This window comes from Frigoribacterium sp. Leaf8, assembly GCF_001421165.1.
GTDB lineage: Bacteria > Actinomycetota > Actinomycetes > Actinomycetales > Microbacteriaceae > Frigoribacterium.
This window is the reverse complement of sequence record NZ_LMKB01000001.1, coordinates 573,250-598,732: the sequence shown is the minus strand read 5'-3', so window position 1 is coordinate 598,732 and position 25,483 is coordinate 573,250. Positions and strand designations below refer to the sequence as shown.

Sequence of the window (25,483 nt, the reverse complement as noted above, 5' to 3'; positions counted from 1 at the left end):
ACCCTACGCCGGAGCCTCGACCGAGGTCACAGCACCGGAGGTCCGCCGCCGGTCACGGACGAGGAGGCGCGGTGCCGGTCGCAGGTCACGTCGCCTCGTGCACCGCACCCGTCGCAGGCGACCAGTTGCCGTCGGCACTGCACCTCGACGCAGTTCTGCATGCGGCTGGTCGCGGTGCCGCAGACCTCGCAGCGACCGATCACGGCCGCGTGGTCGCTGAACTCGACCGAGCCGCGACCGTCGAAGACGTAGAGCGAACCGTCCCACAGGCCGTCGTCGCCGAAGCGCTCGCCGTAGCGCACGACACCCCCGTCGAGTTGGTAGACCCGCGAGAACCCACGCGACGTCATGAGGGACGACAGCACCTCGCAGCGCACGCCGCCCGTGCAGTAGGTGACGACGGGCTCGTCCTTGAGGTGGTCGTAGCGCCCGCTGTCGAGTTCGGCCACGAAGTCGCGGGTCGTGGCCACGTCGGGCACCACGGCGCCTCGGAACCGACCGATGCGTGACTCGTACTCGTTGCGCCCGTCGAAGAAGGTGACCTGCTCACGGTCGACGAGTTCGTGGAGTTCGTCGGGGGACAGCCGCTCACCGGTGCCCACCACGCCGGACCCGTCGACCTGCAGTTCGTCGGGCGCGCCGAACGTCACGATCTCGTCGCGCACCTTGACCGACAGGCGGGGGAAGTCGTCGCCGGTGCCCTCGCTCCACTTGACGTCGAGCCCGGCCAGGGCCGGGTGCTGCCGGGTCTTCTTGAGCCAGCGCTTGACGTCGGGCAGGTCGCCTCCGAGCGTGCCGTTGAGGCCCTGGTGGGACACGAGGACGCGCCCGCGCAGGTGCAGGGACTCGGCGAGGTCGCGCTGCCACAGACGCATCGCCTCGGGATCGCCGAGCGGTGTGAAGGCATAGAACAACACGATCTTCGGGGTCGCCACCAGGAGATCCTAGGGGCAGGCCGGTCGGGGAGCGTCGTACGCCTGAGGCATGCATGCCTTATGCTGGTACCCGGAATTCCAGACACCGACGAAAGGCGACGATGCCCGTCCCGACCCCCGCCCGTCCGGTCATCCCTCGGCGCCTGCAGAAGGACGCCGTCTTCGAGTACCTGGTCGCGGCGATCCTCGACGGCACGCTGCGACCGGGCGAGCGTCTGCGAGACGCCGACTGCGAGACGTGGCTCGGTGTCTCGCGGACGCCGATCCGGGTCGCCATCGCGAAGCTCGAGCAGGTGCGACTGGCCGAGATCTCGGCCCGGAGGGCGACGAGCGTCGTGGTCCCTCGCCGCGAGGTCGCCGTCGACCTCCTGGCGGTCGGGTGCGCCCTGCTCGCGGCCGTCGTGGCGTCGGCGGGTCACGACGAACGAACCGGGCTCGATCGACGCCTGTCGGGCCTCGTCGACGACTGCCGCGCCCGTTCCTCCTCGGCGGACGGTTCCGTCGAGGAGGTCGACGCGGTCGGCGACTCCTGGGCGGCGGTGTGGTCGGCCGTCGACGACAACGTGTTCGGCCGCCTCGCCGTCCGACACGCGCGTCGTCTGACGCTGCCCCTGCGCCATCACCTCCGAGAGCTGTCCGCCGACGATCTCGACGTCGTCGCCGACGTGTTCGTCGAGGTTCGTCGGTCACTCGGCGGCGGGCTGGTCGACGCCGCGGCCGAGGCGTGCGAACGGGTCACCTCGAGGCTCGACCTTCCCGACGTCGCCCGGGTCGGGTCGTCCGATCCGCGCGGGGCGTCCGCCGTCGTCGAGGGCCGTCGCGTCCTCGCCCGGGGTGACGACGTCGCGAGGGCCGGCGCCCGTGCGACCCTCGTCCGACCACGCCTGAGCGACGACGTCTACCGGATGATCCTCGTCGCGATCCTGGACGGCACCCTGACGCCCGGCGAGAGGCTCGCCGACGACGAACTCACCACCTGGCTGGGCGTCTCGCGGACTCCCGTCCGTTCCGCTCTCGAGCGGCTCGACGAGAGGGGCCTCGTCGACATGGCTCCGAACCGCTACACGCGGGTCGCTCGCCCCGAGCTCGCCGACGTCGTCGCCGCCCGCGATCTGTACGCCCGGCTCGTGTCGTGGTCGGCCGATCGACACCCGGCGGGCGGCAGCGCCGACCGGGCCGAGATCGCGGCGGTGACGAGCCGACTGCTCCCCCTCGCGACGAGGTCCGAAGGGGCCCCGGCGACCCTGACGACCCTGACCTGCCTGGGCACCGCGGTCAGACGACTCGCCTCGGTCGAACGATCACCGGCGCTGTCCCGCGAACTCGACATCCTCGAGCCCCGTCTGGCCCACGGGGTGATCTCGTGCGGATTCGGACTGCCGCCGAGCTCGTGGCGGACGTTCTCGGATGCCGTGCGGGTGCCGCCCGGTGCGACGGGCGGGGGCTGGGGCCCGGCAACAGCCGCTCTGATCCGTTCGCTCAGCCCGCAGGGGGGCTGAGCGACTCGAGGTCGTCGTCGGCGAACGCGCGGCGGAGGTCGTCGAGCATCGAGTCGTCGACGACGACGATCGACTGCCCGTCGGGTGACGTGCCGGTGCCCGAGACGGGCATCGTGAAGGACGTCACGTCGGACGGTCGGAGCTGCCTCAGCGAGAGGCCGAGGCCGATCATGTCGCTCGTGGTCCACGAGCTGTCCACCCCGACGTGACCGGCGGTGGTCTCGACGAACGCCGAGATGCGCGCCGGATCGGTCAGGGTGCGCGTGCTGACCAGGCGGTCGGTGATGCCGGCCACCAGGGCGCGTTGATTGCGCATGCGCTGGAAGTCGCCGTCGGCGAAGGCGTAGCGCTCGCGCACGTACTCGAGAGCGCTCGGACCGTCGAGGGTGACGGCTCCCTCGGCGAAGACGCGATCTCCTCGACGGAACTCGACGTCGTTCTGCACGGTCACGGCACCCAACGTCGCGACGATCGATTCGACGCCACCGAAGTCGACGACGGCGGCGTGGTCGATGCGTGCGCCCGTCAGCGCCTCGATCGTCCGGGTCTGGAGCGGGACGCCGCCCCAGGCCAGGGCGGCGTTGACCTTGGCCTGGCCGTGGCCCGGCACCTCGACCCAGGTGTCGCGAGGGATCGACACGAGCTCGACGGAGTGACGGTCCGCGGCGATGTGGGCGACCATGATCGTGTCCGCCCGTCGAGGCCCGGAGTCCGCGAGGTCGCGTTCGTCGACGGGCTCGCGGCTGTCCGACCCGAGGAGCAGCAGGTTGACGGAGCCGTCGGTGGCGGGGGCGGGGCGGCCCGCGTAGTCGGTCAGGGTACCGACGTCGTCGAGGGCGTCCTCGGCCGACCGGATCGTGGTGAGACCGAAGATCGCCAGGGCCCCGACCCCCGTGATCACGACGCCGACCAGCACGAGCAGGCTCGTCATGGCGAGACGGTGGCGTCGGAAGAACGAGCGGCGTCGTCGGCGGGCACGGTGGTCGGTCATGGTGGCTCCGCTTCGGGGGTCTGGTCGGCGGTCGGGTCCGGGGAACGCGTGCCGCGTCTCGCTCAGTACGCGCCGGAGGGCCGGACGACGGCGCCGATCGTCTGCACGAGCAGCCGCGCATCGGTCGTCGGCGTCCAGCCGTGGACGTAGCCGAGGTCGAGGTCGAGCCCGGCGTCCCAGTCGAGGTCGGAGCGGCCCCCCACCTGCCACGGGCCGGTCAGCCCCGGCAGCACCGTCAAGCGCTGGCGGGCGCGGCTGCAGTACTGGGCGACCTCTCGCGGCAGGGCCGGGCGCGGCCCGACCAGGCTCATCTCGCCCCGCAGCACGTTCACCAGCTGCGGCAGCTCGTCGAGCGAGTGCCTGCGGAGCACGCGGCCGACCCGGGTCACACGCGGATCGATGCGGAGCTTGAACAGCGGCCCGTCGGCGTCGTTCGCCTCGGGCATGATCGCGACGGCCCGATCGGAGTCGGCCATCGATCGGAACTTCAGCATCTCGAAGGTCCGGCCGTCGAGCCCACAGCGTTCTTGGCGGTAGAGGACCGGGCCGCGGCTGTCGAGTCGCACCGCCAGGGCGACGAGGGCGAGCGCGGGAGCGAGGGTGGTCAGAGCGGCGACGGCCCCGACCACGTCGATCGCCCGCTTGGCCCGACGGGCGGCGGCCCGCCGGACCGGGGGAGCGGCCGGGGCGACGTCGGGACCGTGGGCATCGCCCTGGTGGTGGCGGTTCGGTCGGCCGGGCGCGGAGGAGGTGACGCGTGCATCTGCGGGTGCGGACAGGGGTCTCGTGGTGATCGTCATCGGGTCTGCTCGGTGTCTCTCGTCTCATGCACGGGCGGCGGATGGCCGACGCATAAAATATCACACAGACATGAACCATGACGCAAGAGGGGTTGTCGGCGGGAGCGTCTACCATCGCGACATGGATCAGCTCGAGCGCACGGGGGCCGCTCCCGACGCGGACGACCGACGGCTCGGGACGGTCTACTCGTCGGCACGCCCGGTGGACGTCCGGGCCACCCTGCGGCCCCTGGGTCGCGGCTCGGGCGATCCCTCGTTCCGGGTCGACGGCGACCGGACGTGGCTCGCCCTGCGCACCCCGGCGGGCGAGGCGACGCTCTGCGTGTCGGCGAGCCGCGCCTCCTCGTCCGTCCGCGCCGACGCGTGGGGGCCGGGAGCCGCCTGGGCGATCGAGCACGTGCCCGAGCTGCTGGGCCGCGGCGACGACTGGTCGGGGCTCGACGTCACGACGAACGCGTTCCTGGCCGACGCCCGTCGGCGGCAACCGGGGCTCCGCCTGACCCGCACCAACCTCGTGCTGCAGGCCGTCGTCCCGGCGATCCTCGAGCAGAAGGTCACGAGCGTCGAGGCCTGGCGTGCGTGGCGGCAGCTCGTGCGTCGACACGGCACGCCGGCGCCGGGTCCGGCACCCGAGGGGCTCGTCGTGCCGCCGGACGCCCAGGGCTGGCGCCGCATCCCCAGCTGGGAGTGGCACCGGACCGGCGTCGGGCCGCAGCGATCGGCGACCGTCATGAGGGTCTGTGCGGTGGCGCCGGCACTAGAACGCACGCTCGCCGTCGGTCGGGGTGGCGACGAGGTCGCGACGCGCCTCCGGTCGATCCCCGGCGTGGGCGTCTGGACCGCCGCCGAGACGACGCAGCGTGCGCACGGCGATCCCGACAGCCCCAGCGTGGGCGACTACCACCTACCCGCCGTGGTCGGATGGGCGCTCATCGGCCGTCCCGTGGACGACGACGGCATGCTCGAGCTGCTCGAGCCGTGGCGCGGCCACCGTGAACGCGTCATGCGGTTGATCACGGGCAGCGGCTTCTCGAAGCCGAGGTTCGGCCCGCGCATGACCATCCAGGACCACCGCTTCCACTGACGCGGCCGGCACGGCCGGCACGGCCGAGACGGCCGAGATGACCGAGGTGGCCGCGACGACCGCGCGTCCGCGTCGGGACGCAGAGGAGGCGCGGGTCAGGCCTGGGCGTCGGGCGACGCGTCCGTGCCGATCGCCTCGAGCACGCGACCCGAGAACGCCCGGACGACCTCGGCGTCCGTCTCGAGCACGTCCGTGAAGTACCTCTTGATGGCGGCCGTGTGCCCCCGGGTCGCCGCGAGCATGGCCCGGCGGCCGTCGGGCGTCAGCTCGACCCAGGTGCCCCGCGCGTCGGACGCGCACTCGGTGCGGCGCACCAGCCCCCGGCGCTCCATGCGGGTGACCTGGTGGCTGACCCGGCTCTTCTCCCAGCCGATCTGCTCGGCGATGTCCCGCACGCGCGAGCGTCGGTCGCTGCTCCGGCCCAGGCCGACGAGGATCTCGTACTCGGGGGCGGACACGCCCGAATCGCTCTGCAGACGGAGCTCGAGGGCCCGGTCGAGGCGCCGTCTCATGGCGTAGAAGGAGTCCCAGACGACCCACTCCTCGTCGGTGAGTTCGTCGGCCATTCGCCCAGTGTAGGGACGGTGGCGCGGCATATCCTCGACCCATGTCCGATGTGCACGCCGACGAAGTCACGCAGCAGACCGTCGAGACAGCCCGCCGCTGGTGGGACGCCGCGCGTGCCGTCCCGGTGCAGGGTCCGGCCGCCCGTCTGACCGAGGTGCTGCGCGACCCCCGCGGCCTGGACTTCGCCCGCGACTTCGCCGACCGCGTCGTCCGCCCCGGGGACGACCGGGCGGGCGCATCGGCCCTCGAGTCGCTCAGCCGACGCACGCCGGCCCTGCTGCCCTGGCACCTCCGGGCGGCCATCTCGTTCGGTGGGGGCTTCGGCCCGATCGCACCCAAGCCGATCATGCCGGTCGCGCGGCGGACGCTGCGCCACATGGTCGGGCACCTGCTCGTCGACGCGCCACCCGAGAAGCTCGCGCAGGCCCTCACGGGTCTGCGCGGCGACGGTGTCCGGCTCGACGTCACCGCCTGGGGGCCCACGGTGTCGGGGCCGACCCAGGCCGAGCGCCGGGTCGCCGCGGTCCGGGCCCTGATCGAGCGGCCCGACGTCGAGCGCGTCACGACGACCGTCCGCGAGCTCGTCGGCCCGACCTCGCCCTGGGCCTTCGACGAGACGAGCGACCTCGCCGAGTCGAGGCTCCGGCCCCTGGTCGAGCTGGCGGCGTCGACGGGCACGCTCCTCACCCTCGGCGTCGACCGGCACGCCGACGTCGACCTCACGATCGACGTCTTCACGCGACTGCTCGACCGACCCGGGCTCGAGGCGGTGACGGCGGGCATCGTCGTCCAGTCGTACGTCCCCGAGGCGCTCGACTCGCTGCGGTTGCTCACCGACTGGGCCCGTGACCGCGTCGACCGGGGCGGCGCGCCGATCTCGGTCCGGCTGGTGAAGGGCGGGTCGCGACTCGACGAGATCGTCGACGCCCGCCTGCACGACTGGCCCGTCGTCACCTTCGAGGCCAAGCACGAGACCGACGCGAGTCACCTCCGGCTGGTCGAGTTCGCGCTGAGGCCCGAGAACGCCGCGGTCGCCCGGGTCGGCCTCGCCGGGCACGACGTCTTCGACCTGGCCCATGCCGTCACGGTCGCCCGTCGCCACGGCACCGACCACCTGCTCGACGTCGAGATGTGGCTGGGGGCCGCACCCGGGCTCGCCGAGGTCGTTCGCTCCGAGCTCGGGTCGCTCGTCCTCCTGGTGCCGGTGACCGTCTCCGGCGAGTTCGACTCCGCCGTGCGACACCTGGTCGGCCGACTCGACGCGCTCGCCGACCCCGAGGGATTCTTCTCGAGTGCCCTCGACGTCGACCACGAGGCGGCGTTCGCGCGAGAGGCTCGTCGGCACGACCGCGCCGTGGCGGCCGTCGGCGATCTGCCCTCCGTGCCCCGCCGCCGTCGAGACCGGTCGGGCCCGCTCGACGAGGGCCCCGACCACGTCGTCGACTTCGTGGCCGAGGCCGACACCGATCCTTCGCTCGACGGCAACCGGAGGTGGGCCCGAGGTGTGCTCGGGCGCGCCCGTCGGTCGGTCGCCGGCATCGAGACCGCCGACGCGGCCCCCTCCCTCGGGGCCGCCTCCTCGGACGACGGCGCCCTCGACGACGACTCCCTCGTGGCGATGGTGACCCGCGCCTCCTCGGCCGGCGAGGCCTGGGGCGGCCAAGACCCCGAGACCCGCGCCGAGCTGCTCGACCTGGCGGGCCGCGAGCTCGCCCTGCGGCGTTCGCGCCTGGTCGAGGTGTCCGTCAGCGAGTCCGGTTCGACCCTGTCCGAGGCCGACCACGAGGTCGGTGCGGCCGTCGACTCGGCCCACCGTCTGGCCGTCCTGACCCGAGGGCTCGCGGCGGTCGACACGGCCGAGCACCGGCCCCCGCGGCTGACGGTCGTCGTGCCCGACCTCGTCACGCCCGTCGCCGGAACGGTCGAAGGGGTGCTCGCGGCGTTCGGCGCCGGCAGCGCGGTCGTCGTCTTGTTGCCCCGGAGCCGGCGGCGGGCGGTCGCCGTCGTCGCGGAGGCGCTCTGGGCGGTCGGCGTCCCGGACTCGCTCCTGGCCCTCGTCGTCGCGGACGACCCCGACCACGAACGCGCCCTGCTGACGCACCCGCTGGTCGACCGGGTGGTCGCCCACGGGGCGGTCGAGACGGCCGTCGGCCTCCGCGACGTGCGCCCCGACCTCGACCTCGCCGTGCGGACCCGGGGGGTCACCTCGCTCGTCGTCACCCCGTCGGCCGACCTCGAGCTCGCCGCCGCCGACGTCGTCGCCAGCGTCGTCGACCACGCCGGCCGTGGTCACGGAGCACTCGACCTGGTGCTGGCCGTCGGGTCCGTCGGTCACGGTGAGACGTTCCGTCGCCTGCTGCGCGAGGCCTTCGAGGCCGTCGTCGTGGGTCCGGCCGACGACGTCGCCACCGTGATGGGCCCGCTCGCCTCCACCCCGACCGGGTCCGAGCTCGACGTCCTGACCGTGCTCGGCCCCCGCGAGTCGTGGCTGCTCGAGCCGCGTCCCCTCGACGAGACCGGGGCCCTCTGCTCGCCGGGCGTGCGCGACGGCGTGGACGCCCGCGGCGCCTTCGCCTCCCGCTCGCACGAGGTCCCCGTCGTCGGCCTCGTCCCGGTCGAGACCCTGGCCGAGGCGATCGCGGTGCAGAACGCCGAGAACGGCGGTGACGTGGCGGGTCTGCACTCCCTCGACGTCGACGAGATCGACGAGTGGCTGCACACCGTGCGCGCCGGAGACCTCGTCGTCGGCGGTCCGACGACGGGCGCCCGGGTCCGGCGCAGACCCCCCGGCGGGTGGGGTGGACGGGCCATCGGTCGGGGTCTCAAGCCCGGCGGCCCGAACGCCCTGATCGGCCAGGGGGCCTGGCGCCACCGTCCCCACGAGCCGCGCCCCTCCCTGCGCCTGCACGACGTCTCCGAGGGGGTCACCCGTCTCGTCGACGCGGCCCGACCCACCCTGTCGTTCGAGCAGTTCGACTCGCTGCGGACGGCCGTCGAGAGCGACCAGCGCGCCTGGCAGTCCGAGTTCGGCCTGGCCCGTGACGTCACCGGCCTCGTCGTCCAGCGCAACGTGCTCCGCTACCGTCCGCACCCCGTCACGCTGCGACTCTCCGCGGGGGCCGATCCGACGGCTCTCGTCCGGCTCGTCGCCGCCGGGGCACGGGCGGGGTCGACCCTGACCATCAGTTCGGCCGTGCCGCTGCCGGCGGGTCTCGTGCACCTGTGGCGCGCCTCCTCGTCGCCGGTGCGGGTGCGAGACGTCGTCGTCGAGAGCGACGAGGCGTTCGTCGCGCGGGCGGCCGCGGGGGCGCTGCAGGGCCCCACGGCCGAGGTGGCCGGCCCGGACGTGCTCGACCTGCTGGCCGAGGCCGCCGGGGGCGAGCGGGCCTCCACCGAGGAGGTGCGGGTCGACGACTCGAGACCGGCTCCGTCACCCGAGGCGGTCGCGGCCTACCGCGGCCTGCGCATCCGGACGATCGGCGGAGACCCCGCCGCGCTGGCCCGGGCCCTGCGGGGCAGCCCCGACGTCACGATCTCGTCTGGCGAGGTGACCGAGGAGGGGCGGATCGAACTCCTGACGTTCCTGCGAGAGCAGTCGGTCTCGCTGACGGCGCACCGGTACGGACGCCTCGACCCCACGCTGGCCGACCTGCGACTCTGACCGGCCTGCGGGTCGGGCCGATCTGCGGGTCGGGCCGGCCTGCGGCATCGAGCTGCGAGTCGGGACGGCCCGCGACACAAACCGACCTGCGAGCCGCCCGACCTGAGCCTCCGACCGCAGGGCCGTGCCTCAGGCCGAGCGGCGGCTGATAAGTTTCGAGAGCACGATCGCGCTGCGGGTGTGGTCGACGTTCGGGGCGTTGCGCACGCGTTCGAGGGCCTCCTCGAGCGACGGGATGTCGCGGCTGCGCATGTGGACGATGGCGTCGGCGCTGCCGGTCACCGTACCGGCGTCGACGACCTCGGGGACCGTGCCGAGGATGCGCTGCAGTTCTTGGGGCGATACGGTGCCACGGCAGAACAGCTCGACGTAGGCCTCGGTGCCGAGCCCGTCGACGGCGGGGTCGACCTGGACGGTGAACCCCTTGATGACCCCGTCGGCGACGAGGCGGTCGACGCGGCGTTTCACCGCCGAGGCGCTGAGGCCGACCGAGGCGCCGATGTCGCCGTACCCTGCGCGGGCGTTCTGGCGCAGGAGGTCGATGATGCCGTAGTCGAGATTGTCCACCACGGCATCGTACGCCCGAATGCTGCACCAGAGCTGACAAATACGCAAGAAAAGTGCGTGAGAGCTCGGCCTCGTGCGCGCCCACGATGTGACACTGATCCGGTGAGCCTGACGATCGAACCCACCGACCTGCCCGATGCGACCGCCGTGGGGGCCTCGACCCGCGTGGCCAGCCACCGCACCATCTTGATGTGTCGGCCCGAGCACTTCACCGTCAGCTACAAGATCAACCCGTGGATGGACCCCACCACGCCGACCGACACCTCGCTGGCGCTGGCCCAGTGGCAGACCCTCTACGACACCTACGTCGGCCTGGGGTTCGACGTCGAGCTTATCGACCCCGAACCGGGTCTGCCGGACATGGTCTACGCGGCCAACGGCGGCTTCGTCCTCGACGGCGTCGCCTACGGCGCGCGCTTCACCTACCCCGAGCGCCAGGCCGAGGGCCCGGCCTACATGCGGTGGTTCGCCTCGGCGGGCTTCGAGGTCGCCGAGCCCTCCGAGACCAACGAGGGCGAAGGGGACTTCCTGCTGGTCGGCGACGTCATCCTGGCCGGCACGGGCTTCCGCAGCGACTCGAGCTCGCACGACGAGATCGGTCGCGTCTTCGGGCGCGAGGTCGTCAGCCTCACCCTGGTGAACCCGAGCTTCTACCACCTCGACACCGCCATCGCCGTGCTCGACCCCGAGCCGGTGGACGGCCGCCACACCATCGCGTACCTCGAGAGCGCCTTCGACGACGCGTCGCTCGCGATCCTGCGGCAGCGCTTCCCCGACGCGATCCTCGTCAGCGAGGAGGACGCCGCCATCCTCGGCCTGAACTCGTACTCCGACGGCCACAACGTCGTGATCGCCGCCCGGGCGACCGGCTTCGAACGTCAGCTGCGCGAGCGCGGCTACAACCCGATCGGCGTCGACCTCTCCGAGCTGCTGCTCGGCGGCGGCGGCGTCAAGTGCTGCACCCTCGAGCTGCGTCGCTGAGGGTCGAGCCTGACCACCAGGCCTGACCGTCGAGCCTGACCACCAGGCCTGGCCGTCAGGCCGGCGGTCGCGCGAAGAGGTAGACGACGCTCCGACCGGTGCGGTGCTCCTGTCTGATCTCGTACCCCTGGTCGCGGAGCTGCCGCAGGTCGGCCTCGCTGAGGACGTCGACGGAGAGCCGTGCGATCCAGAGGCGGTCGACCGACGACAGCCGGTCGGCCAGTTCGACGGCGTCGTCCTCGTCGTCGAGACGCAGGGTGACGTCCGAGTACGAGCCCGACGGCAGGCCCGAGCGGACGTAGGCCACGTCGTCGAGCTCGGCGAATCGATCCGGGTAGGCGTACATCGCCTGGCGGGGTCGCGTCGACACGGTGCCGGTCGCGTCGAGCAGGAACGCGTCGCCCGGGCGCGCCTGGCTCTCGATGTAGCTCGAGAGCTGCGAGAGGTCGCTGCCGCCGCCCTTGCCGGTGGGCAGTCGCTGCAGCACGTACGTCGGCACCGAGGCCGCCACCAGCAGGGCGACGAGGGCGATGCTGATCCAGCGCCGGCGGAAGCCGGTGACGGCCACGGCCAGCAGCAGGCACATGCCGGGTGCCGAGAAGGTCACCAGCCTCGACGTGTACACGGGCGACAGGACTAGTCCCAGTGCGAGCAGCAGTCCGGCGGGCAACGCGACCCAGAGCGCGCCGAGCAAGACCACGCTGCCGGGCGTCCGCGAGCGGTCGCGGAGACGGGTGCCGAGCAGGATGAGCAGGACCGCCGAGACCACGGCGAAGGCCAGGCCCGTGACGAACCACGGTTCGACCAGGACCGTCCACCAGGTGACGTCGGCTCCCGTCGACGGATCGGCCACCCCCAGGAGGCGCGAGCGCTCGGCGAGGACCGTCCCGATGACCGGCGAGGTCACGAACAACGCCGCCCCGGTCGAGACGGACCAGCCGAGGAGGCGGTGGCGGGCTCCGCGACGCCGGCGCTGTGCCGGCGCCAGCAGCAGGAACACGCCGTGCACCACGATGATCAGGCCGAGGGGGACGAAGGTCGCGATCGACCCGGCGAGGACCGCGCCGTACCCGATCCACCAGCGTCGGCGGTGACGCCGGGAGGCCACGAGCAGCAGCACGGTCACCCAGACGGCCAGGGCGACCGACAGGGCGTAGGGCCGGGCCTCGGCGGCCTCGAGCGTGAAGCGGGGCAGCACCGCGAAGACCGCGGCGGCCAGCAGCGCGGTGCGACGGGTCGTCAGCATCCGCGTCAGGACGAGCACTCCGGCCGCCCCGGCCCCGACGAAGACGGCCGACGGGAACCTCGTGGCCACCTCGGCCTCGCCGAAGGCGCCGACCCAGAAGTGCATGAAGAGGTAGTAGACCGTGTGCACCGCGTCGCGCTGGTGCACGAAGGCCAGCAACTCGCCGAGGGGGAGGCGCGCCACCTGCAGCGTCGTCGCCTCGTCGCTCCAGTACGAGGGCACCCAGCTGAACGCGGCCCCGAGCAGCAGTGCCGCGAGTCCGGCGACGAGCGGGTCGAGCCAGCGGCTGCGGAGGGAGACGACCGCGGGGTCGTGGCCGATGCTCACGAGACGGTCCCACCAACGGCCATGCCGCGGTGCCCACCACCGGCCATGCCGTTAAACGAGTCAGGCCCCGCCTGAGCGGGGCCTTCTGTGGCTGGACACGGCATCGATCCGTGGACCTTTCGATTTTCAGTCGAACGCTCTACCAACTGAGCTACCCAGCCGTGAGGGCCCGAAGCCCCCAGGCGATGAACTCGCCTTGGCGACCCTGACCGGACTTGAACCGGCGACCTCCGCCGTGACAGGGCGGCGCGCTAACCAACTGCGCTACAGGGCCAAACTTGCTGCTGTGACACAGCGTACTCGATGTTCTGTTGTGATTGGTGCAGGTGCTGCCTCGGTGCTGTCTTGCAGTGGTGCTGGTGACCCCAACGGGATTCGAACCCGTGCTGCCGCCGTGAAAGGGCGGTGTCCTAGGCCACTAAACGATGGGGCCGTGTCCGAGGACGTCATAGCAACCGATCACAGAGCATACGGATGATCGCGGGGAAAAGCAAAACGAGGGTGACGGCGGGTGCTGCGCGCGCCTCCTCGTCCCCTGTCGTGGTCGGGCGACACGCTCGCCACTCCGTCTCGGCTGCCCCGCGTTCACCGACTCGACGGCTAGTTTCAAGTCGTTCTTGAGAGTTCGGGGTCGACCGCCGGTCGACCGCCCGGCGGCGTCGCGTCCGCGGCGCTGTACGGGACCGGGCGTCGGCGATACCGTGTCCTGCACGGCGACCCCGGCGCGACCGGCCGGGCTCGATGCCGTCACGACGAATCGGAACCACTCGATGACCTCCACCCGCCGCACCGGGCGCCCGCGCCTCGTGAGCCTCACCTCGGGCCCGCTCGCTCCGTCGTCGCGCCTGGCCCGCATCGTCGTGACCGTGGCGGCCGCGTCCCTGCTGCTCACCGCCGGCGTCGTCGGACTGCCCGCGTCGTCGGCCACGGCCGCGTCCTACCCGTCGTGGGAGGACGTCCAGAAGGCTCGCGGCGACGAGACCGCGAAGCAGGCCGAGATCACCAACCTCGAGGGCATCCTCACCCAGATGCAGGCCGACCTCGACGCCGCCAACACCGAGGCCGAGAAGCGCGGTGACGAGCTGCAGAAGGCCCAGTCCGCCTACGACGACGCCCAGTACAAGACCGCCCAGCTGCAGTCGCAGGCCGACTCCGCCGACCAGGTGGCCGCGGCCAGCGAGGAGCGGGCGGGTCAACTCGCCGCGCAGCTCGGTCGCTCCGGTGGCACCAACGGCGTCAGCGGCACCCTGATCGCCGACCCGGGTGAGGCCGGGCAGCTGCTCTACAAGCTCGGTGCGATGAGCAAGCTCACCGAGCAGGCCGACGGCATCTACGCGCAGGCCACGCAGGACCGCAACACCGCACAGGGGCTCAGCGACCAGGCCGCCGTGGCCGAGGCCGCCCTCGCCGTGCTGGCCGACGAGGCACAGCAGGCCCTCGCCGACGCGAACGACGCCGCCCAGGCCGCGAGCGACGCCCTCGCCGCACAGCAGGAGAACCAGGCGCGGCTCCAGGCCCAGCTCGAGACCCTGAAGACCAACGTCGACCACACCGAGGCCGAGTACCAGAAGGGCGTCGAGGAGTCACGTGCCGCCGCGGCCGCCGCGGCGGCGGCGACCAACGGCACGGCCCTCGGGGTCGTCTCGCCCCAGGGCTGGACGCGCCCCGCCGGCGGCAACATCTCGAGCGGCTTCGGCATGCGCGTCAACCCCGTGACGCACGCGTACATCCTTCACGCCGGCACCGACCTCGCCGCAGGCTGCAACACGCCCATCTACGCCGCCACCGCGGGCGTCGTCAGCTACGCCGGCTGGTACGGCGGCTACGGCAACTTCGTGCTGATCGACCACGGCAACGGCGTCACGACCGGGTACGGCCACCAGCCGAACGGCGGCATCATGGTCAGCGTCGGGCAGGCGGTCGGCACCGGCCAGCAGATCGGGCACGTCGGCTCGACCGGCAACTCGACCGGCTGCCACCTGCACTTCGAGACCCGCGTCGGCGGCGTCGCGCAGAACCCCCAGCCGTTCATGGCGGACCGCGGCATCCGCCTCTAGGCGCCGTCCNCCCCGGTACGACGAAGGGCCCGACACCACGTGGTGTCGGGCCCTTCGTCGTACCGGGGTGCGGAGAGGTCAGTGCCCCTCGTCGGCCAGCTTCGTGATGCCGGCCTCGACGATGGCCTCGGCCTCGGCGGCGTCGCCCCAGCCCTCGGTCTTGACCCACTTGCCGGGCTCGAGGTCTTTGTAGTGCTCGAAGAAGTGCTCGATCTCCTTGCGGAGGTACTCGGGCACGTCGGTGACGTCCTGGATGTGCTCCCAGCGCGGGTCCTTCGCGGGGACGGCGATGACCTTGGCGTCGCTGCCGCCGTCGTCGGTCATGTTGAAGACGCCGACAGGGCGCACCTTGACCCCGACGCCCGGGAAGAGCGGGTAGTCGAGCAGCACGAGCACGTCGACGGGGTCGCCGTCGAGGCCGAGCGTGTTCTCGAAGAAGCCGTAGTCGGTCGGGTAGACGAACCCGGTGAACAGGACGCGGTCGAGGTAGACGCGACCGGTCTCGTGGTCGACCTCGTACTTGTTGCGGCTGCCTTTGGGGATCTCGATCACGGCGTCGTACGCGGCCATGGGTGTGCTCCTTGCGATGCGTCGTTGGGGGGTCCGACCCGACGGGTCGGCGGTGTCGCTAACGTTACAAGATGCCCGACAGACCCCGCCTGACCCCCGCGACGGCCGACGTCCGACGAGCCGTGCGCGCCTCCTTGTCCGGTCACGACGAGGGCGACCTCGTGCTCGTGGCCCTCAGCGGCGGGCCCGACTCCCTCGCGCTCGCCGCGGGGCTCGCGTTCGAGGCGCCGCGTGCGGGATTGCGCGCCGGGGCGGTCGTCGTCGACCACGACCTGCAGGGCGACTCGCGCACCGTCGCGGCGCGCGCGGCCGAGCAGGCTCGCGGCCTCGGACTCGACCCCGTCGTCGTCGTCCGGGTCTCGGTGGGCACCGAGGGCGGTCCCGAGGCGGCGGCCCGCACGGCCCGCTACGACGCGCTGTCGTCCGTCGCCGCCGAGCAGGGTGCCCGCACCGTGCTGCTCGGCCACACCCGCGACGACCAGGCCGAGACGGTGCTGCTCGGCCTCACCCGGGGCAGCGGTGCGACGAGCCTGAGCGGCATGGAGGCGCGCTCGGGCCTGTACGCCCGCCCCCTGTTGGTCGTCGGTCGCTCGACCACGGCGGCGGCCTGCACCGACGCCGGCCTCGAGGCCTGGGCCGATCCGCACAACGACGACCCGACCTTCACGCGGGTGCGACTGCGGCGGACCGTCCTGCCGATGCTCGAGCGCGAGCTGGGCCCGGGCATCACCGAGGCGCTCGCGCGGACGGCGGACGCGCTGCGCGAGGACTCGTCCGCCCTCGACCACTTCGCCGACGAACTGGCCGAGGAGCTGGCCGACCACGCCGAGGCGGGCATCTCGCTCGACGTCCGGGGGCTCGCCGCGAACCCGGCGGCCCTGCGTCAGCGACTGATCCGGCTCGCGGTGCAGAGCGAGTTCGGCGTCTCGCTGAGCCGCGTCCAGACCCTCGAGGTCGCCCGGCTGGTGACCGACTGGCACGGGCAGGGGGCGGTGTCGCTGCCGGGCATTACAGTGGAACGCACCGGAGGCGCGCTGCACTTCTCGGCGACCGGCGCCTCCTGAGATCCCCCTCGGCACCCCACGACCCCAGGAGCACGACACCACCATGGAACTCAGCGACATCGAGGCCGACCTGACCAGCGTGCTCTACACCGAAGAGCAGATCCACGCCAAGATCGCCGAGGTCGCCCGGCAGGTCGAGGCCGACTACGCCGGTCGCGAGCCGCTTCTGGTGGGCGTCCTCAAGGGCGCGGTCATGGTCATGGCCGACTTCTCGCGCGAGCTCAAGCTGGCCTCGGCGATGGACTGGATGGCCGTCTCGTCGTACGGCTCCGGCACCAAGTCGTCGGGCGTCGTGCGCATCCTCAAAGACCTCGACAGCGACCTGCACGGCCGCGACGTCATCATCGTCGAGGACATCATCGACTCGGGCCTCACGCTGTCGTGGCTGCTCGAGAACCTGCAGAAGCGCGGCGCGGCGTCGGTCGAGATCTTCGCGCTCTTCCGCAAGCCGGCCGCCGCCAAGGTCGCCGTCGACGTCAAGTACGTCGGCTTCGAGATCCCGAACGACTTCGTCATCGGCTACGGCCTCGACTACGACGAGAAGTACCGCAACCTCCGCGGTGTCGGGGTGCTCGCCCCGCACGTCTACAGCTAGCGGTCCGCTCCCGGGCGGGGCCGATCAAGCCCTCGGCGAACACCCATCCAGGGCATAGCAGCCCCGATGTACCCTTTTGCTCACGTTCTTCCTGCAGAAAGGTGTCGGGCGTCGCCCGTACTGACATGGACTTCAAGAAACTCTTCCGCGGTCCGATCATCTACATCGTGATCGCGGTCATCGGCATCGGCATCGGGTGGAGCCTCATCAGCGGGGCGGGCACGACGCAGATCTCGACCCAGAAGGGCCTCGAGGCGATCCAGGCCGACAAGGTCAAGTCGGCGACGATCTTCAGCAACGAGCAGCGCGTCGACCTCGTCCTGAAGGACGGCGACAAGGCCGAGCAGTTCTACTACGCGACGCCGCGTGGCTCCGAGGTCGTCGACGCCGTCACCGACGCGAACCTCGAGAACTTCGACGACACCGTCACGCAGACCAGCTGGTTCATGTCGCTGCTCAGCATCCTGCTGCCGTTCTTGATCATCGGCGTCATCTTCTGGTTCTTGCTCTCGTCCATGCAGGGCGGCGGCAGCAAGGTCATGCAGTTCGGCAAGTCCAAGGCCAAGCTCGCCTCGAAAGAGACCCCGCAGGTGATGTTCACCGACGTCGCCGGGGCCGACGAGGCCATCGAAGAGCTCGAAGAGATCAAAGAGTTCCTGAAAGAGCCCGCCAAGTTCCAGGCCGTCGGCGCCCGCATCCCGAAGGGCGTGCTGCTCTACGGCCCTCCCGGCACCGGCAAGACCCTGCTCGCCCGCGCCGTCGCCGGCGAGGCCGGCGTCCCCTTCTTCTCGATCTCGGGGTCCGACTTCGTCGAGATGTTCGTCGGCGTCGGCGCCAGCCGCGTCCGCGACCTCTTCGAGCAGGCCAAGCAGAACAGCCCGGCGATCATCTTCGTCGACGAGATCGACGCCGTCGGTCGTCACCGCGGCGCCGGCATCGGCGGCGGCAACGACGAGCGCGAGCAGACCCTCAACCAGCTGCTGGTCGAGATGGACGGCTTCGACGTCAAGACCAACGTCATCCTGATCGCGGCGACCAACCGCCCCGACGTGCTCGACCCGGCCCTGCTGCGCCCCGGCCGCTTCGACCGCCAGATCGGCGTCGACGCTCCGGGTCTCGACGGCCGCAGGCAGATCCTCGAGGTGCACGGCAAGGGCAAGCCCCTCGCCGCCTCGGTCAACCTCGAGGTGCTGGCCCGCAAGACCCCCGGGTTCACGGGTGCCGACCTGGCCAACGTCCTCAACGAGGCCGCCCTGCTCACCGCCCGTTCCAACGCGCAGCTGATCGACAACCGTGCCCTCGACGAGGCGGTCGACCGCGTCATGGCCGGCCCGCAGCGCCGCAGCCGCATCATGAACGACCACGAGAAGCTCATCACCGCGTACCACGAGGGTGGCCACGCCCTCGCCGCCGCGGCCATGCGCCACACCGACCCCGTGACCAAGATCACGATCCTGCCCCGCGGTCGGGCCCTGGGCTACACGATGGTCCTGCCCCTCGAGGACAAGTACTCGGTCACCCGCAACGAGCTGCTCGACCAGCTCACGTACGCCATGGGCGGCCGTGTCGCCGAAGAGCTGGTCTTCCACGACCCGACCACCGGTGCCTCGAACGACATCGAGAAGGCCACGGCGACCGCCCGCAAGATGGTCACCGAGTACGGCATGAGCAACAAGGTGGGCTCGGTCAAGCTCGGCCAGGCCTCCGGCGAGATGATGATGGGCCGCGACGGAAGCTCGCGCGACTACTCGGAGAACATCGCCGAGACGGTCGACGCCGAGGTCCGCGTGCTGCTCGAGCAGGCGCACGACGAGGCGTGGGAGGTCATCAACGACAACCGCGACGTGCTCGACTTCCTCGCCCGCGAGTTGCTCGAGAAAGAGACCCTCGACCACGACGAGCTCGCGGAGATCTTCAAGGACGTCCGCAAGCTGCCCGAGCGCCCGCAGTGGCTCTCGAGCGACAAGCGTCCGGTGTCCGACCGCCCGGCGATCCCGATGCCGACGAAGTCGCCCGTCGACGCCGAAGCCGTCGACGGGGGCGTCGACTCCGAGCCGACGACCAAGCCGGCCCGCACGCGCCCACCCCGCACGACGCCCGGCATCGCCACGGCCTGACGCACGATCGGCCCGACCGGCTGCGCCCAGGCGCAGCCGGTCGATAGCCTGAGGGCTCGTCCCGAGCACCGAACGGAGGTACCGCTTCGTGACCGACCCGTCCCGCGGCACCCCCGCCACGTCCGGTGACGACGGACGTCCGCCCGCTGCGGCTCACGAGGGCGGCGCCGTGCCGTCGAAGCGACCTCGCGGTCGGGAGCGCTACCCGGCCGACGTCGTCGTGGACGCGCCCCCGGCCTCCGCCCGGGCAGCCGCCGACGAGCTCGCCGTGGGCCCGATCACGCAAGGACGTCTCGTCCTGGCGCAGAACGAGACCGCGGCCGTCCGTCCCCCGGCCCAGCTGCCGCCCGTCACGCACACGCCGGCGACCACGTCCGCGACGAGCCTCCCCGCCGAGGCGCCGGTCCCCGCGGTCCGCTCCGGACGTCGGCTGGTGGCCGGCGGTCGGTTCGAGGGGCCGCTGCACGAGCGGTCGTTCGACGACGCCGACGCCGTGCTCGAGGCCCGGCCACGACCCGATCGGCAGCGCGCCGGCTCGCACGCGGCACCCGCGGTGCGTGACCGGGTCGCGACCGGCCCGGGGTCGCACGCCGCGCCTCCTGCACCGGTTCTCCGCCGGTCGCGCGACCGATCCGGTGCTCGCCGGCCCGGCCCGCAGGTGATGGGCGTGCTCAACGTGACGCCCGACTCGTTCAGCGACGGCGGTCGTCACCTCGACCTGGACGCCGCCCTGGCCCATGCCCGCGCCCTCGTCGCGCAGGGGGCCGACATCGTCGACGTGGGCGGCGAATCGACCCGGCCCGGTGCCTCTCGGGTCGAGCCCGCGGACGAGCTGCGCCGCGTGCTGCCGGTCGTGCGAGAACTCGCGGCCGAGGGGGTGCGCGTCAGCATCGACACGATGAACGCGTCGACCGCCGCCGCCGCGCTCGAGGCCGGTGCCGAGATCGTCAACGACGTGTCGGGGGGCCTCGCCGACGTCGACATGGCCCGGGTCGCCGCCGAGAGCGGCCGCACCTTCGTGGTCATGCACTGGCGAGGTCGACTCGACGGCTCGGGCCAGGCACCCGCCGCCGCGTCACGCGACTACGACGGTGACGTCGTCGGCACCGTCGCCGACGAGCTCGCCGCGCGGGTCGACGACCTCGTGGCCCGCGGCGTCGACCCGTCCGCGATCGTGCTCGACCCCGGGCTGGGGTTCTCCAAGGACGCCACCCAGAACTGGCAGCTGCTCGCCCACCTCGACGTGGTCGGCCGGCTCGGCCTGCCCGTGCTCGTCGCCGCGTCGCGCAAGCGGTTCCTGGCCGACCTCCTGCCCGAGGGGGCGCCGCCCACCGACCGCGACCCCGCGACCGCCGTGATCAGCGTGCTGGCGGCCCAGGCCGACGTCTGGGGCGTGCGCGTCCACGACGTCGCCGGCACCCGCGTCGCCCTCGACGTGCTGCAGGCCTGGACCGAGGCCGCGGTGGCTCCCCGCCGACCGGCGAGGCACGCGTGACCGGCGTCGAGAGCGGGCCCGACGGCCTGCCCGCGCGCGAGCCCGAGTCGGTCCCCGAGCACGAGACGGTCGGCGGGCCCGTGCCGGTCCTCCGCGCGACCGGCCTCGACGTGCTGCGCCTCAGCGGGGTCCGGGCGACCGGCCACCACGGCGTCTTCGACCACGAGCGCCGCGACGGGCAGGAGTTCGTCGTCGACGTCGTCGTGCACCTCGACACCTCCCCGGCGGCGTCCGGGGACGACCTCGGCGAGACCGTGCACTACGGCGTCCTGGCCGAAGAACTCGTGGCCGCCGTCGAGCGCGACCCGGTCGACCTGATCGAGACCCTCGCCGAGCGCCTCGCCGGCGTCGTGCTCGCGCACCGTGCGGCGGTATCCACCGAGGTGACCGTGCACAAGCCGGGCGCCCCGATCACCGTGCCCTTCGGCGACGTGTCGATCACCATCAGCCGGGAGCGCGCGTGAGCGGCCCGAGCACGTTCGGCCCGAGGACGGGTGGCTCGAGCGCGGGTGCGCCGGGCACGGGCGCGCCGAGCACGGCCGCGCCGCGCGTCCGGCGTGCGGTGATCGCCCTCGGCTCGAACCTCGGCGACCGTGACACCCTGCTGCGCGAGGCCGTCCGGGCCGTCGACGCGACCCCCGGCATCACGGTCGTCGCGGCCTCCGCGCCCGTGTCGTCGACCGCCGTCACGCTCGACGGCCTCGATCCGGGCAAGCCGACCTACCTCAACGCCGTGCTGCTCGCCGACGTCACGCTCGACGACGACGCCCTGCTCGACGCGCTGCAGGCGATCGAGGCCACGCACGGGCGCACCCGCGAGGTGCGCTGGGGCGACCGGACCCTCGACCTCGACGTCGTCGCCCTCGACGACGAGCGCATCGACACCGAGCGCCTGCAGGTGCCGCACCCCCGCGCCGCCGAGCGCGCGTTCGTGCTCGAGCCCTGGCTCGAGCTGGACCCGGAGGCGCGGCTCGCCGGAGCCGGGCGGGTCGCCGACCTGGCGTCCCGGCTCACCGAGCGCACCCGTCCCGTGCCGGGAGCGACCTCGCTGTTCGACCCCGCGTCCGAGCCCCCGCTGCTCGACCCCGCGTCCGAGCCTCCGCTGCTCGACCCCACGTCCGACCACGGGTCCGCGCACGACCCGACCACCGACCCCAGCCCAGGAGCCCCGTGAAGCACACCCGCCCCTCCACCCTGGTCGGCCTGATCATCGTGGCCGTGGCCGCCGGCTTCGTCCTCGACTCGGTGTTGGTCGCCATGCGTCAGCCCTCGATCGTGCTGCCCTTCGCGCTCGGCCTCGTGCTGCTCGGCATCGGCGGCGTCGTCGTCTCGATGGCCGTGCCCGTGCACCGGGTCGCGACCGGGTCGAGCAAGGAACGCGTCGACCCCTACTACGCGACCCGCGTGCTGCTGCTGGCCAAGGCGAGCAGCCTGGCCGGCGCCCTGTTCGGCGGCTTCGCCGGGGGAGTCCTGCTGTTCGTCCTGTCCCGTGGCGTGGGGGTCGCTGTAGGCTCGCTCGTGCCCGCGATCGTCGCCGTCGTCGGCGGTGCGGGGCTGCTGGTGGCCGGCATCGTCGCCGAGCGCATGTGCACCGTCCCGCCCGCCGACGACGAGCACGGCCAGGGCTCGGGCACACAGGCGGTCTGACCGCCTGCGGTCCCACCACCGCCGACCGACCGCTGCCGACCGGAAGAGACGCCGACATGGACCGACTCGACATCCCCGACGCCGAGTGGAACCGCGTCTCGCCCAAGTACGTCTGGCCCGAGCTGATCGGCTACCTCGTCACCGGCCTGATCGTGGCCGGTGCCACCGTGCCGCTCTGGCTGATCGGTCAGTGGTGGACCTACGCGATCACCGCCGTCGTGGTGGTCGTCACCGTCGTGGTCGCCGCCCTGACCCCCCGTCGCGTCCGGGCGATCGGCTACCAGCTTCGCGAGGACGACCTGCTGCTGCGCAAGGGCATCCTGTACCTGCGCGTCGTGGCCGTGCCCTACGGGCGCATGCAGCTCATCGACATCAACCGGGGCCCGGTCGTCCGGGCGCTCGGCCTCAGCGACCTGAAGTTCGTCACCGCGGCCGCGGCGTCGGCCGTGACGATCCCGGGCGTCCCCGCCGACGAGGCCGAGCGGCTGCGCGACCGCCTCGTCGAGCTGGCCGAATCGCGTCGGGCCGGCCTGTGAGCGACCCCCGCACCGGGGCGGACGGCGGCGGGGGCCGACCCGCGCCTCCGGACGTCGCCGCGCTCACCGACGGCGAGTGGCACCGTCTGCACCCGGCCACCCCGCTGCTCAAGGGCGGCATCGCCCTGGCCGCGGTGCTCGTCATCCTGTTCAACAACGCGCGCGAGTACGTGGTCGAACTGTTCGTGCCCGGCGGTCGGCGGGGTGACGAGGGCGACCCGTTCGGGTACGTCGTCGACAAGGGCTGGCTGGGCCTGCTGCTGCTCGCCGTGGTCGTGGTGATCGCCCTGTTCGTGGGCGGGTTCTGGTTGTCGTGGCGCATGCACACCTTCCGGGTGGGCGAGGACGTCGTCGAGGTCCGCAGCGGCATCGTGTTCCGCACGAACCGGCGGGCGCGGCTCGACCGCATCCAGGGCATCAACATCCAGCGTCCCCTGCTGGCCCGCGTCTTCGGCGCCGCCAAGCTCGAGGTCACCCAGGCCGGGCAGGACGCCAACGTCACCCTCGCCTACCTGCGGTCGGCGTCCGCGGACGACCTGCGCCGCGAGATCCTGCGGCGCGCGGGCGGGGCGCAGCAGACGCACGCCCCGGCCCCGAGCGCGCCCGGTGCACCGGTCGATGCGCGAGGCGCGGGCACGGGCGATGCGACCGACCCGGCCGCCGTCGCCGGGACCTCGACCCCCGGTCGGACCGGCGCCCCCGCCCCGCACCGGCAGGGCTTCGGCGGTCTGGTCGAGCAGCGCGCCCACGAGTTCCTCGCACCCGAGCTCGACCCCGACGAGGCACCGCCCCGGTCGGTCGTGGCCCTCTCGCCCGGTCGCCTCATCGGTTCGACCGTCCTGAGCGGTTACACGCTGTTCCTCCTGGCAGCCGTCGTGGCGATCGTGATCAGCGTGGTCACGACGGGCGAGTGGTTCCTGCTCTTCGTGCTGCTGCCGGCCGTGCTCGGCTCGGGCGGGTTCTACGTCAACCGCATCACGAAGTCGCTGCGCTACACGATCGCCGGCACGCGCGACGGGGTCCGCATCGGCTACGGCCTCTTCTCGACCTCGAACGAGACGCTGCCGCCCGGCCGCATCCACTCGATCAAGGTCAGCCAACCGCTGCTCTGGCGCCCGTTCGGCTGGTGGGACGTCAAGATCAACCGCGCCTCGCGTTCGAGCACGAAGGGTGCCGCCGGGCAGGAGAACACGACGATCCTGCCGGTCGGCGACGAGGACGACGTCCGCCGCGTCCTCGAACTCGTCCTGCCCGAGCTGGTCGGCGTGGCCGCCGTCGGCGTCGCCGCCGAGGAGGCGCGGGCCGGGTCGCCCGCACCGGCCGACGCCCCCGAGGCGGTCGCCTCCGCGACGGTCCCGGTTGCCGACGCCTCCTCGACCGGCGAGGCCGCGCCTCCTGCCGTCGGGGGTGAGGGGGTCGCCGACGAGACGTCCGTGACCGGCGCTGCCGCGCCTCCTGCCGTCCGCGACGCCGTCGAGGCGACGACCGAGCACACCCTGTCGCTCGTCGAGGGCGGGCTCAGGTCGAGCGGTACGGACGGCGGTTTCACCGTGTCTCCGCGCCGGGCCGCCGTGCTGCGCTGGTTCTCGTGGCGGCGCAACGGGTTCCGCTCAGCGCCGGGTGCGCTGTTGCTGCGCAAGGGCGCGATCTGGCGCCAGCTCGTCATCGTGCCGCTGCCCCGGGTGCAGAGCGTCGGCCTGGTGCAGGGTCCGTTGCGCCGCCGGCTCCGCCTCGCGACCGTGCACCTGCACACCGTCCAGGGGCCGATCGTCGCCGAGATCGGCGCCCTCGACCAGGACGACGCCCTCGGCTTCTTCACGACCGCCGGTCGCGAGGCCGTCGCCGCCGCCCACGCCGACCGCACCCACCGCTGGAGCGAGGAGACCCCGTGACCGACCCGTCGACCGGCGGCCCCTCCCTCGGCGGCTCGTCCCTCGGTGGCCCACGCGACGCACCGCGCGACCCCCGGCCGACCGCGCGCGGCTCCGACCGCCGCAGCGGTCGCCTCGGCGTCGGCATCGTCGGCGCCGGCCGGGTCGGACCCGTGCTCGGTGCCGCGCTCGCCGCCGCCGGTCACGCGATCGTCGGCATCTCGGCCGTGTCCGAGCGCAGCCGCGACCGGGCCGAGGCGATCCTGCCGGGCGTGCCCCTGTTGACCGTGCCCGAGATCGTCGAGCGCAGCGAACTCGTCCTGCTCGCCGTCCCCGACGACCAGCTGGCCGACCTCGTGCAGGGCCTGGCGGCGACCGGCACCTGGCAGCCCGGCCAGCTCGTCGTGCACACCTCGCCCCGGCACGGGCTCGAGGTGCTGCGGCCCGCCCTCTCGTCGGGGGCGATCCCCCTGGCGATCCACCCGGCCCTCGCCTTCACCGGCACGACCATCGACCTCGTACGGCTGCGCGACGCCTGGTGCGCCGTCACCGCGCCGACCCCCGTCCAGCCGATCGGCCAGGCGCTCGTCGTCGAGATGGGAGCCGAGCCCGTCATCGTGGCCGAGGCCGACCGGCCGCGTTACGCCGAGGCCATCGCGACGGCCACCGAGTTCTCTGCCGCGATCGTCGCGCAGTCGGTCGGACTGCTGACCGAGCTGGGCCTGCCCGAGCCGGGCCGGCTGCTCGCGCCGCTGATGCGGTCGGCCATGGACGCCGCCCTCGGCGAGGCCGGGGGCGCGGCCGGCCCCGGTACCATCGACATGGCCTCGTTCGACGACGGCCCCACCGCGTTCGGTGACCCGCGCGCCTGAC

At 72.8% G+C, this 25,483-nt stretch carries 22 protein-coding genes and 3 tRNA genes; 15 read left to right on the top strand and 10 right to left on the bottom strand.

Going from position 1 to position 25,483, the window contains the following annotated elements:
* Nucleotides 1–26: 26 nt before the first annotated feature.
* A complete protein-coding gene (locus ASL10_RS02740; RefSeq protein WP_056044108.1) occupies nucleotides 27–935 on the bottom strand; it encodes a rhodanese-related sulfurtransferase in 909 nt (302 codons plus the stop codon).
* Between the two features lie 101 nt (nucleotides 936–1,036).
* Between ASL10_RS02740 and ASL10_RS16695 the strand changes: the two genes are divergently transcribed.
* Nucleotides 1,037–2,434, top strand: a complete 1,398-nt coding sequence (locus ASL10_RS16695; RefSeq protein ID WP_056044107.1) for a GntR family transcriptional regulator — start codon at nucleotides 1,037–1,039, stop codon at nucleotides 2,432–2,434.
* Here ASL10_RS16695 and ASL10_RS02730 read toward each other — a convergent pair.
* Both ASL10_RS02730 and ASL10_RS02725 read right to left on the bottom strand, forming a co-directional pair.
* Nucleotides 2,415–3,425 (bottom strand): LCP family protein, encoded by a 1,011-nt coding sequence (locus ASL10_RS02730; protein WP_056044104.1) that lies wholly within the window; start codon nucleotides 3,423–3,425, stop codon nucleotides 2,415–2,417. The two genes, ASL10_RS16695 and ASL10_RS02730, sit on opposite strands and share 20 nt — an antisense overlap.
* 62 nt (nucleotides 3,426–3,487) lie before the next feature.
* Nucleotides 3,488–4,225, bottom strand: coding sequence for a sugar transferase (locus ASL10_RS02725; RefSeq protein ID WP_056044102.1), 738 nt, complete (start codon nucleotides 4,223–4,225; stop codon nucleotides 3,488–3,490).
* A 121-nt stretch (nucleotides 4,226–4,346) separates the two neighbouring features.
* Between ASL10_RS02725 and ASL10_RS02720 the strand changes: the two genes are divergently transcribed.
* Complete coding sequence (locus ASL10_RS02720; protein ID WP_056044098.1) at nucleotides 4,347–5,309, top strand: DNA-3-methyladenine glycosylase; 963 nt, start codon at nucleotides 4,347–4,349, stop codon at nucleotides 5,307–5,309.
* Nucleotides 5,310–5,404: 95 nt separating this feature from the next.
* Here the strand turns inward: ASL10_RS02720 and ASL10_RS02715 are convergent, their stop codons facing one another.
* Nucleotides 5,405–5,875 carry a MarR family winged helix-turn-helix transcriptional regulator gene (locus ASL10_RS02715; RefSeq protein WP_056044096.1) on the bottom strand — a complete coding sequence of 157 codons (471 nt, stop codon included), beginning with the start codon at nucleotides 5,873–5,875 and terminating at the stop codon, nucleotides 5,405–5,407.
* Between the two features lie 41 nt (nucleotides 5,876–5,916).
* Between ASL10_RS02715 and ASL10_RS02710 the strand changes: the two genes are divergently transcribed.
* Nucleotides 5,917–9,537 carry a proline dehydrogenase family protein gene (locus ASL10_RS02710; protein ID WP_082460096.1) on the top strand — a complete coding sequence of 1,207 codons (3,621 nt, stop codon included), beginning with the start codon at nucleotides 5,917–5,919 and terminating at the stop codon, nucleotides 9,535–9,537.
* A gap of 129 nt (nucleotides 9,538–9,666) precedes the next feature.
* Here the strand turns inward: ASL10_RS02710 and ASL10_RS02705 are convergent, their stop codons facing one another.
* Nucleotides 9,667–10,104: an Lrp/AsnC family transcriptional regulator gene (locus ASL10_RS02705; RefSeq protein WP_043593232.1), complete on the bottom strand. Its 438-nt coding sequence runs from the start codon at nucleotides 10,102–10,104 to the stop codon at nucleotides 9,667–9,669.
* A gap of 102 nt (nucleotides 10,105–10,206) precedes the next feature.
* On the opposite strand from ASL10_RS02705, the gene ddaH reads away from it, so the two are divergent.
* A complete protein-coding gene (ddaH, locus tag ASL10_RS02700) occupies nucleotides 10,207–11,085 on the top strand; it encodes a dimethylargininase (RefSeq protein ID WP_369794353.1) in 879 nt (292 codons plus the stop codon).
* Between the two features lie 55 nt (nucleotides 11,086–11,140).
* Here ddaH and ASL10_RS02695 read toward each other — a convergent pair whose 3' ends face one another.
* The 4 genes from ASL10_RS02695 to ASL10_RS02680 all read right to left on the bottom strand — a co-directional run bounded on the left by ASL10_RS02695 (nucleotide 11,141) and on the right by ASL10_RS02680 (nucleotide 13,091).
* On the bottom strand, nucleotides 11,141–12,658 hold the full coding sequence (locus ASL10_RS02695) for a glycosyltransferase family 39 protein (protein WP_056044092.1): 1,518 nt from the start codon (nucleotides 12,656–12,658) through the stop codon (nucleotides 11,141–11,143).
* 88 nt (nucleotides 12,659–12,746) lie between these two features.
* Nucleotides 12,747–12,819: transfer RNA gene (locus ASL10_RS02690), tRNA-Phe, on the bottom strand.
* Nucleotides 12,820–12,855: 36 nt separating this feature from the next.
* Nucleotides 12,856–12,932 (bottom strand) — tRNA-Asp (locus tag ASL10_RS02685).
* Between the two features lie 83 nt (nucleotides 12,933–13,015).
* Nucleotides 13,016–13,091: transfer RNA gene (locus tag ASL10_RS02680), tRNA-Glu, on the bottom strand.
* A gap of 337 nt (nucleotides 13,092–13,428) precedes the next feature.
* On the opposite strand from ASL10_RS02680, the gene ASL10_RS02675 reads away from it, so the two are divergent.
* Complete coding sequence (locus ASL10_RS02675) at nucleotides 13,429–14,715, top strand: M23 family metallopeptidase (protein WP_056044090.1); 1,287 nt, start codon at nucleotides 13,429–13,431, stop codon at nucleotides 14,713–14,715.
* Between the two features lie 78 nt (nucleotides 14,716–14,793).
* Here ASL10_RS02675 and ppa read toward each other — a convergent pair whose 3' ends face one another.
* Nucleotides 14,794–15,285 (bottom strand): inorganic diphosphatase, encoded by a 492-nt coding sequence (gene ppa, locus ASL10_RS02670; protein ID WP_043593233.1) that lies wholly within the window; start codon nucleotides 15,283–15,285, stop codon nucleotides 14,794–14,796.
* A 71-nt stretch (nucleotides 15,286–15,356) separates the two neighbouring features.
* On the opposite strand from ppa, the gene tilS reads away from it, so the two are divergent.
* From tilS to ASL10_RS02620, 10 genes are all read left to right on the top strand, one after another.
* Nucleotides 15,357–16,349: a tRNA lysidine(34) synthetase TilS gene (tilS, locus tag ASL10_RS02665; protein ID WP_056044087.1), complete on the top strand. Its 993-nt coding sequence runs from the start codon at nucleotides 15,357–15,359 to the stop codon at nucleotides 16,347–16,349.
* Nucleotides 16,350–16,392: 43 nt separating this feature from the next.
* Nucleotides 16,393–16,944: a hypoxanthine phosphoribosyltransferase gene (gene hpt, locus ASL10_RS02660; protein ID WP_056044086.1), complete on the top strand. Its 552-nt coding sequence runs from the start codon at nucleotides 16,393–16,395 to the stop codon at nucleotides 16,942–16,944.
* A gap of 125 nt (nucleotides 16,945–17,069) precedes the next feature.
* Nucleotides 17,070–19,061: an ATP-dependent zinc metalloprotease FtsH gene (ftsH, locus tag ASL10_RS02655; protein ID WP_056044084.1), complete on the top strand. Its 1,992-nt coding sequence runs from the start codon at nucleotides 17,070–17,072 to the stop codon at nucleotides 19,059–19,061.
* A gap of 661 nt (nucleotides 19,062–19,722) precedes the next feature.
* Nucleotides 19,723–20,556: a dihydropteroate synthase gene (gene folP, locus ASL10_RS02650; RefSeq protein WP_056044577.1), complete on the top strand. Its 834-nt coding sequence runs from the start codon at nucleotides 19,723–19,725 to the stop codon at nucleotides 20,554–20,556.
* Complete coding sequence (gene folB, locus ASL10_RS02645; protein ID WP_235452321.1) at nucleotides 20,553–21,020, top strand: dihydroneopterin aldolase; 468 nt, start codon at nucleotides 20,553–20,555, stop codon at nucleotides 21,018–21,020. The genes folP and folB overlap by 4 nt, the downstream gene beginning before the upstream one ends.
* Entirely contained in the window at nucleotides 21,017–21,730 is a 714-nt protein-coding gene (folK, locus tag ASL10_RS02640) for a 2-amino-4-hydroxy-6-hydroxymethyldihydropteridine diphosphokinase (protein ID WP_200922556.1), read from the top strand. Before folB ends, folK begins: the two co-directional genes overlap by 4 nt.
* Complete coding sequence (locus ASL10_RS02635; protein WP_056044083.1) at nucleotides 21,727–22,203, top strand: DUF3180 domain-containing protein; 477 nt, start codon at nucleotides 21,727–21,729, stop codon at nucleotides 22,201–22,203. The genes folK and ASL10_RS02635 overlap by 4 nt, the downstream gene beginning before the upstream one ends.
* 56 nt (nucleotides 22,204–22,259) lie before the next feature.
* Nucleotides 22,260–22,739, top strand: coding sequence for a PH domain-containing protein (locus ASL10_RS02630; RefSeq protein WP_056044081.1), 480 nt, complete (start codon nucleotides 22,260–22,262; stop codon nucleotides 22,737–22,739).
* Nucleotides 22,736–24,631, top strand: coding sequence for a PH domain-containing protein (locus ASL10_RS02625; protein WP_056044079.1), 1,896 nt, complete (start codon nucleotides 22,736–22,738; stop codon nucleotides 24,629–24,631). Before ASL10_RS02630 ends, ASL10_RS02625 begins: the two co-directional genes overlap by 4 nt.
* Nucleotides 24,628–25,482 (top strand): Rossmann-like and DUF2520 domain-containing protein, encoded by an 855-nt coding sequence (locus ASL10_RS02620; RefSeq protein ID WP_082460095.1) that lies wholly within the window; start codon nucleotides 24,628–24,630, stop codon nucleotides 25,480–25,482. Before ASL10_RS02625 ends, ASL10_RS02620 begins: the two co-directional genes overlap by 4 nt.
* Nucleotide 25,483 lies beyond the last annotated feature (1 nt).